General features: G+C 69.7%; 10 protein-coding genes. 9 read left to right on the top strand and 1 reads right to left on the bottom strand.

Annotated elements, in window-relative coordinates; translation table 11 throughout:
- Nucleotides 1-376 (bottom strand): NYN domain-containing protein (locus ACTS11_RS18615; RefSeq protein ID WP_442641783.1); only part of this gene is annotated, 376 nt, incomplete at its 3' end.
- On the opposite strand from ACTS11_RS18615, the gene folK reads away from it, so the two are divergent.
- The 9 genes from folK (at nucleotide 345) to rnc (ending at nucleotide 7,561) form a co-directional block, all read left to right on the top strand.
- The gene (gene folK, locus ACTS11_RS18610; protein ID WP_442641782.1) at nucleotides 345-866 is read left to right on the top strand and encodes a 2-amino-4-hydroxy-6-hydroxymethyldihydropteridine diphosphokinase; all 522 of its coding nucleotides are present in this window, start codon (nucleotides 345-347) and stop codon (nucleotides 864-866) included. The genes ACTS11_RS18615 and folK overlap by 32 nt on opposite strands.
- A gap of 88 nt (nucleotides 867-954) precedes the next feature.
- Nucleotides 955-1,314: a DNA-directed RNA polymerase subunit omega gene (rpoZ, locus tag ACTS11_RS18605; RefSeq protein WP_442641781.1), complete on the top strand. Its 360-nt coding sequence runs from the start codon at nucleotides 955-957 to the stop codon at nucleotides 1,312-1,314.
- A gap of 42 nt (nucleotides 1,315-1,356) precedes the next feature.
- Nucleotides 1,357-3,480 carry a RelA/SpoT family protein gene (locus tag ACTS11_RS18600; RefSeq protein ID WP_442641780.1) on the top strand — a complete coding sequence of 708 codons (2,124 nt, stop codon included), beginning with the start codon at nucleotides 1,357-1,359 and terminating at the stop codon, nucleotides 3,478-3,480.
- Nucleotides 3,481-3,542: 62 nt separating this feature from the next.
- Complete coding sequence (locus ACTS11_RS18595; RefSeq protein ID WP_442641779.1) at nucleotides 3,543-4,178, top strand: DUF2062 domain-containing protein; 636 nt, start codon at nucleotides 3,543-3,545, stop codon at nucleotides 4,176-4,178.
- 24 nt (nucleotides 4,179-4,202) lie between these two features.
- Nucleotides 4,203-4,946: a pyridoxine 5'-phosphate synthase gene (locus ACTS11_RS18590; RefSeq protein ID WP_442641778.1), complete on the top strand. Its 744-nt coding sequence runs from the start codon at nucleotides 4,203-4,205 to the stop codon at nucleotides 4,944-4,946.
- Between the two features lie 120 nt (nucleotides 4,947-5,066).
- On the top strand, nucleotides 5,067-5,513 hold the full coding sequence (locus ACTS11_RS18585; protein ID WP_442641777.1) for a hypothetical protein: 447 nt from the start codon (nucleotides 5,067-5,069) through the stop codon (nucleotides 5,511-5,513).
- Nucleotides 5,514-5,531: 18 nt separating this feature from the next.
- Entirely contained in the window at nucleotides 5,532-5,984 is a 453-nt protein-coding gene (gene acpS, locus ACTS11_RS18580) for a holo-ACP synthase (protein ID WP_442641776.1), read from the top strand.
- 103 nt (nucleotides 5,985-6,087) lie between these two features.
- Nucleotides 6,088-6,873, top strand: a complete 786-nt coding sequence (gene lepB / locus ACTS11_RS18575; protein WP_442641775.1) for a signal peptidase I — start codon at nucleotides 6,088-6,090, stop codon at nucleotides 6,871-6,873.
- A gap of 4 nt (nucleotides 6,874-6,877) precedes the next feature.
- Nucleotides 6,878-7,561 carry a ribonuclease III gene (gene rnc / locus ACTS11_RS18570; protein ID WP_442641774.1) on the top strand — a complete coding sequence of 228 codons (684 nt, stop codon included), beginning with the start codon at nucleotides 6,878-6,880 and terminating at the stop codon, nucleotides 7,559-7,561.
- Nucleotides 7,562-7,617: the final 56 nt, after the last annotated feature.

Genomic DNA, 7,617 nt, shown 5'->3' with positions numbered 1-7,617 from the left:
TCTCGAGGAGGGCCGTGTAGTAGAACGCGCGGAGAAGCTTGCCCCGCTGCATGAATTCCTGGCGCAAAAGCTTGTAATCAATATCGAAGGCCAGCGCCTTGGCGGCTGCGTAAAGATTCGAGCCGTCGATGAACAGCGCCAACCGTTCGTCCCGGTAGAACATTGAGTATTTCCCATGACCAATATGGCGCCGGCGGCGAAATCTTCCTAGGGAGTGCTCCCAGGTGACCGACGACGCATTGTGAAGAAAATAAATGAATGACGAGAAGGTGCAAGGAAACAAATGCGCGTCGGACGCGAAACGTGCGCTTGTGGCGCTGGGGGCGAACCTTCCCGCGGCCGGAATGCCTCCGTATGAGGCGGTTTCGGCCGCCATGGACCGGCTGGAGGCCGTCGGCGGAAGCCCGCTCAGCCGCAGCCGCCTCTGGCGTACGCCCGCCTTTCCGCCGGGTTCGGGCCCCGAATTCGTGAACGCGGCGGCCGCCTTCGACTGGCACGGCACGGCCGAGGACCTGCTCGAGAGGCTCCACGGCATCGAGGAGGCGTTCGGGCGCCGCCGCACCGCGCGCTGGGAGGCGCGCATCATGGACCTCGATCTGCTGGCGCTCGGCGACCTCGTCCTTCCGGACCGGGAGGAGTTCCTCCGCTGGCAGCACCTGCCGCCCGCCGAGGCCGCGCGGCGCACGCCAGAGCGGCTGATCCTGCCGCACCCGCGGATGGCCGAGCGCGGCTTCGTTCTCGCGCCCCTCGCCGAGGTCGCGCCGGACTGGCGGCACCCGGTCCTGGGGCGGACGGTGGCCGAGATGCGCGACGCGCTGCCCCCCGCCGCGCTCGAGGGCGTGGCGCCGCTCGGCCCCGCGGCCTGAGCAACAAGGGCAGAATCGCCTTGTGTTCCGGGCCTCCGGACCTTAGATGGTGCCTTCTCTGCCCATCTGCCCGATCCGGAGGACCCTCATGGCCCGCGTGACCGTTGAAGATTGCGTCGACAAGGTGCCGAACCGCTTCGAGCTCGTGATGCTCGCGGCCCACCGCGCGCGCGAGATCTCCGCCGGCTCCCCGCTCACCATCGACCGCGACAACGACAAGAACCCCGTCGTCGCGCTGCGCGAGATCGCCGAGGAGACGCAGGGCGCCGAGGATCTGCGCGAGCGCCTGATCGAGAGCCACCAGACCCAGATCGAGGTGGACGAGCCCGAAGAAGACGCGATGGCGCTCCTCCAGGGCGTCGAGCGCGACCGCGACCGTCCCGTGGAAGACACGATGGACGACGAGCAGTTGCTGCGCGCCATGATGGAAGCCCAGTCGCAGAGGTAACAGGCCGGGTCGCCCGGCCGATCGAGGGATGACGGCCCCTAGATGATCGACGCCGACGACCTGGTGAGCCTGGTCAGGAACTACAACCCGAAGACGAACGAGGCGCTGATCCGCGGCGCCTACGACTATGCCCGCCGGATGCACGACGGGCAGAAGCGGCATTCGGGGGAGCCCTACTTCACCCATCCCGTCGCCGTGGCCGCGATCCTGACGGAGCAGCGGCTCGACGACGCGACGATCATGACCGCGCTCCTGCACGACACGATCGAGGACACCAAGGGCACCTATCACGAGATCGCCGAGGAATTCGGCCGCGACGTGGCCGAGCTGGTGGACGGCGTCACCAAGCTGACCAACCTCGAGCTGTCGAGCCGCGGGACCAAGCAGGCCGAGAACTTCCGCAAGCTCTTCATGGCGATGTCGAAGGATCTCCGGGTGATCCTGGTGAAGCTCGCCGACCGCCTGCACAACATGCGCACCATCCGCCACATGCCGCCCGAGAAGCAGGCGAAGAAGGCGCACGAGACGATGGACATCTACGCGCCGCTCGCGGGCCGCATGGGCATGCAGTGGATGCGCGAGGAGCTCGAGGACCTGTCCTTCCGCGTCCTCAACCCCGATGCCCGCGCCTCGATCATCCGGCGCTTCATCACGCTCCAGAAGGAGACGGGCGACGTCATCCCGAAGATCACCGACGACATCGGCGCGGTGCTGGAGAAGCACGGGGTGAAGGCGGATGTCTTCGGCCGCGCGAAGAAGCCCTTCTCGATCTGGCGCAAGATGCAGGAGAAGCAGCTCGCCTTCTCGCGGCTGTCGGACATCTACGGCTTCCGCGTCATCACCGGCAGCGAGGACGACTGCTACCGTGTGCTCGGCGCGATCCACCAGCGCTGGCGCGCCGTGCCGGGTCGGTTCAAGGACTACATCAGCCAGCCCAAGTCGAACGGCTACCGCTCGATCCACACGACCGTTTCGGGGCGCGACGGCAAGCAGGTGGAGGTGCAGATCCGCACCCGCCAGATGCACGAGGTCGCCGAGGCGGGCGTCGCCGCGCACTGGGCCTACCGCGACGGCGTGCGCACCCAGAACCCCTTCGCCGTCGATCCCGCGAAATGGCTCGAAAGCCTGACCGAGCGCTTCGAGAATGCCGAGGACAACGACGAGTTCCTCGAGCACGTCAAGCTCGAGATGTATTCCGACCAGGTCTTCTGCTTCACGCCCAAGGGCGACGTGGTGAAGCTGCCGAAGGGCGCGACGCCGATCGACTTCGCCTATTCGATCCACACGCGGATCGGCCATTCCTGCGTCGGAGCGCGGCTGGACGGTCTGCGCGTGCCGCTCTGGACGCGGCTCAAGAACGGCCAGTCGGTCGAGATCCTGACCGCCGAGGGCCAGACGCCGCAGGCCACGTGGCTCGACATCGCGGTGACGGGGCGCGCCAAGGCCGCGATCCGCCGCAACCTCCGCGAAGTCGACCGCGAGCGCTACATCCGCCTCGGGCGCGAACTGGCGCGGGTCGCCTTCGAGCACAACGGCAAGAAGGCGACGGACAAGGCGCTGTCCACGGCGGCCAAGCTTCTCAACCTCGAGAACGGAGACGAGGTGCTGGCGCGCATCGGCTCGGCCGAGATCTCGGCGCGGGCGGTCGTGGCCGCACTCTACCCCGAGCTCGCGCAGCGCGGCGAGCAGGAGGCCGTCGAGGCGCAGCGCGCGGTCATCGGCCTGCCGGCGGGAAGTGACACGCGGCGCGCACAATGCTGCCAGCCGGTTCCGGGCGAGCGGATCGTGGGCATCACCTATGCCGGCCGCGGCCCGATCGTCCATGCCATCGACTGCGCCGCGCTCGCCGCCTTCGACGAAAGCCCGGAGCGCTGGATCGACCTGCACTGGAGCGACGGCCGCCACGCGCCGGTCCACAACGTGACGATCGACGTGACCATGTCGAACGAAAAAGGCGTGCTGGGGCGCATCTGCACGTTGATCGGCGAGCAGAACGCCAATATCTCGGACTTGCACTTCATCGACCGGAAGCCGGATTTCTACCGACTTCTCATCGACGTGGACGTGCGAGACGCGGAGCATCTGCACGCCGTCATGATGGCTGTCGAGGCCGACAGCGACGTGGCCGCCGTCCAGCGCTTCCGCAACCTGGACCGTCGCCCCTGACGGGCGGCGGCGAGACGTGGGGCACCGTGGCCGATCACGGGGCGTAACGGGAAAGGCTGGCGGTGGTCTTCAAGCGCAGGGACCAGCGACCGTGGTTGCAGATCGTCGCCGAGGTTCTCTGGCCCCGCGGCGGCTGGAGCCGCGCGTTCCAGTACGTGCAGCACCGTCTGCGCCGTCTTCCCGGCACGCCCGAGCAGATCGCGCGCGGCATCTTCGCGGGCGTCCTCGTCAGCTTCTCTCCGTTCTTCGGCCTCCACTTCATTCTCGCGGGCATCATCGCGAAGATCATGCGCGGCTCGATCCTCGCATCGCTCCTGGCGACGTTCATCGGCAATCCGCTGACCTACGTTCCCATCGCGGTGATCTCGCTCCAGACCGGGCATTTCCTTCTGGGCAGCAGTCCCCGGAGCGAGGTGGACGAGTCGGTCTTCGCCAAGTTCGGAGGCGCGGCGGGCGACCTCTGGCACAACTTCATCGCCATCTTCACGCCCGAGCGCGCGCATTGGGACGAGCTTGCCGTCTTCGGCCGCGACGTGTTCTGGCCCTGGCTCGTCGGCGGGATCATCCCCGGCACGCTCTGCGGGCTGCTGTGCTACTACCTCAGCGTCCCCGTGATCCGCGCCTACCAGAAGCGGCGGGCGGCGAAGCTGCGCAAGAAGATGGACAAGCTCGAGCGCCAGGCGAAGGCGGCGGACTGACGGAACAAGGCATCGGAGACGGGAATGGCTGACAGGCTCAGGCTGGGCGTGAACATCGACCACGTGGCGACGCTGCGGAACGCGCGCGGCGGCACGCTGCCCGATCCGGTGCGCGCCGCCCGCGTCGCCGAGGCGGCGGGCGCCGACGGCATCACCGCGCACCTGCGGGAGGACCGGCGCCACATCCGCGACGCCGACGTCTCCGCGATCCTCGAGGCGATCACGATCCCGCTGAACTTCGAGATGGCGGCGACCGAGGAGATGCGGAAGATCGCGCTCGGCCACCGGCCGCACGCCGCCTGCATCGTGCCCGAGCGGCGGGAGGAGCGGACGACCGAGGGCGGGCTCGAGGTCGCGGCGGACCAGAACCGCCTCGCCACCTTCATCGCGCCCCTGTCGGAGGCCGGCATCCGCGTGTCCCTGTTCATCGCGGCCGATCCGGCGCAGATCGCGGCGGCGCACCGCGCCGGCGCCCCGGTGATCGAGCTGCACACCGGCGCCTATTGCGACCTCCACGCCGAGGGCGAGACGGAAGCCCGCGACGCGGAACTTGCGCGCCTGGTCGACGGGGCGAAGCGCGCCGCCGACCTCGGGCTCGAGGTTCACATGGGCCACGGGCTCACCTACGACACGGTCGGTCCGATCGCCGCCCTGCCGGAGGTGGCCGAGCTCAACATCGGTCACTTCCTGATGGGCGAGGCGCTGTTCGTCGGGCTGCCCGCCGCCATCGCCGAGATGCGCCGCGCCATGGACGCCGCGCGCGGCTAGGAGCCGCGCCATGGACGCCGCGCGCGGCTGGAACGGCCGCGTCCGGACGCCGCGATTGCCTTGCCCCGGGGAATGGGCGAGGGTGCGCGCATCGGCTCCGACCCGGACCCGGAGGGTATCATGAAGGCGCTCGCGACCGGCCTTGCCGGCATTCTCTTCCTCGTGCCCCTGCCGGTGCAGGCGCAGGCGATCCGCGACTGCGACACCTGGGAGGCGAATGCCCGCCACGTGATGATGCCGCCCGAGGTGGCGGTCCGCAGCTTCGCCGAGGGCGAGATCCGGGTGATCGGTCTCGACACTTCGGAACCGGCGTGCTGTTCGGCGCACCTGATGGTCGAGTACGTCCTGCCCGACGAGCCCTTCCCGCGCTGTGCGCTGGTCTCGGCCACGGAGGGAGAGGGGTTCTCGGGCCTCCGCATGGCGGACCTGACGGCGAGCTACGACGCCGCGCGCGGGCTGGTGCTGACCCTGCCGGCCGGGCGCTACGATGGCATGGGCAGCGTGATGTCGCCGCTCGTCGTGGTGATCGACCGGGCGACCCCCGCCGTCACGGCGCGGCATGACTGACGCGGACGGACGGACGGAATGATCCTCGGCATCGGCACCGACCTCGCCAACATCGAGCGCATCCAGCGCGCGCTCGACCGCTTCGGCGACCGCTTCCGCGACCGGGTCTTCACCGAGACCGAGAAGCACCGGGCCGAGCGCATGAAGGACCCCGCCGCAACCTATGCCAAGCGCTGGGCGGCGAAGGAGGCCTGCTCCAAGGCGCTGGGCACCGGGCTGCGCATGGGGATCGCCTGGCGCGACATGGCGGTGACGAACCTGCCCACCGGCCAGCCCGTGATGGAGGTCACCGGATGGGCGCGCGAGCGGCTTTCGGAGATGACGCCCGAGGGCTTCACGGCGACGATCCACGTCAGCCTGACCGACGACCACCCCTGGGCGCAGGCCTTCGTCGTGATCGAGGCCGTGCCGGACGCCGAGGAGGGCACGCGCCCCCGGCCGTCCCCCGCCGCGCAACGCACGCTGAGCTGAGCGTCGCTTGACACCCGGCCCGCCCCGGCCCATGAACCCGGGGCGCGCGCGCGAGCAGGGTATACCGGCGGGCCGCGGAGGCAGGCAGGTGAGGCGGGGCCCGATGGCAGCGAAGGCCAAGAAGGACGGCGTTTGGGAAACGGTCAAGACCGTGGTCTATGCGCTTCTGATCGCGGGGATCTTCCGCACGCTCTTCTTCCAGCCGTTCTGGATTCCGTCCGGCTCGATGAAGGACACGCTGCTGATCGGCGACTTCCTCTTCGTCAACAAGATGGCCTACGGCTACTCGCGGCATTCCTGCCCGTTCTCGATGTGCCCCTTCTCGGGCCGCATCTTCGGCTCGGAGCCCGAGCGCGGCGACGTCGTCGTGTTCCGCCACCCGGTGAACGGCCAGGACTTCATCAAGCGCGTGATCGGCCTGCCGGGCGACCGGGTGCAGGTGCGCGAGGGCGTGCTCTACCTCAACGGCGATCCCGTGCAGCTGACGCCGGAGGAGCCCTTCGCCGAGACCTACGAGCGGCAGGGCCCGGTCGGCCACCTGCCGCGCTGCTCGAACGCGCCGGTGGGGCAGGGGGGAACCTGCCTCAAGGACCGCTTCACCGAGACGCTGCCGGGCGGCGTCACGCATTCTATCCTCAACATCGAGGACGGCAGCCGGGGCGACAACACGCCGGAATACGTGGTGCCCGAGGGCACCGTCTTCGTCATGGGCGACAACCGGGACAACTCGATCGACTCGCGGTTTCCGCAATCGATCGGCGGCGTGGGCTTCGTGCCGATGGAGAACCTCCTCGGCCGCGCCGACCGCGTGATCTTCTCCTCGGCCGGGCAGCGGATGGTCTACTTCTGGACCTGGCGCGCCGACCGGTTCTTCGAGCCGATCGAGTGAGGCCGTGGCGCTCGCGCGGGAGCTCGAGGCCTTCTGCGACCGGCTCGGCTACCGGTTCTCGGACGACGACCTGCTGCGCCGCGCGCTGACGCATTCCTCGCTGTCCTCGCCGACGCGCCCCGACAACCAGCGGCTCGAGTTCCTCGGCGACCGGGTGCTCGGCCTGGTGATGGCCGAGACGCTGCTGGCGCAGGACGAGGGCGCGCGCGAGGGGCAGCTCGCCCCCCGCTTCAACGCGCTGGTGCGCAAGGAGACCTGCGCCGATGTCGCGCGCGAGATCGACCTCGGCGAGGTGCTGCGCCTCGGCAAGTCCGAGATGGCGACGGGCGGACGGCGCAAGCAGGCGCTTCTGGGCGACGCGATGGAGGCGGTGATCGCGGCGGTCTATCTCGACGGCGGCTTCGCGGCGGCGCGCGCGCTGGTGCTGCGCCTCTGGGGCGACCGGGTCCGCGCGGTCGAGGAGGACGCGCGCGACGCCAAGACCGCGCTCCAGGAATGGGCGCAGGCGCGCGGGCAGGTGCCGCCCGCCTACGTGGAGGTGGGACGGACGGGTCCGGATCATGCGCCGGTCTTCACGGTCGAGGCGCGGATGGCCGACGGGACCGCGGCGCGGGCGGAAGCCAAGGTGAAGCGGCAGGCGGAACAGGCGGCGGCGCGGATGCTGCTGCGACGGCTCGGCGCGGAGTGACGGGCGGGGGTTTCCCCGCGCTGCGCGCGGCGACCCGCCGGGGGCTCCGCCCCCGG

Source organism: Roseicyclus sp., assembly GCF_052168335.1.
GTDB lineage: Bacteria > Pseudomonadota > Alphaproteobacteria > Rhodobacterales > Rhodobacteraceae > Roseibacterium.
Note: the sequence above shows the minus strand (reverse complement) of the source record. Positions and strands in the feature narration are given on the sequence as shown.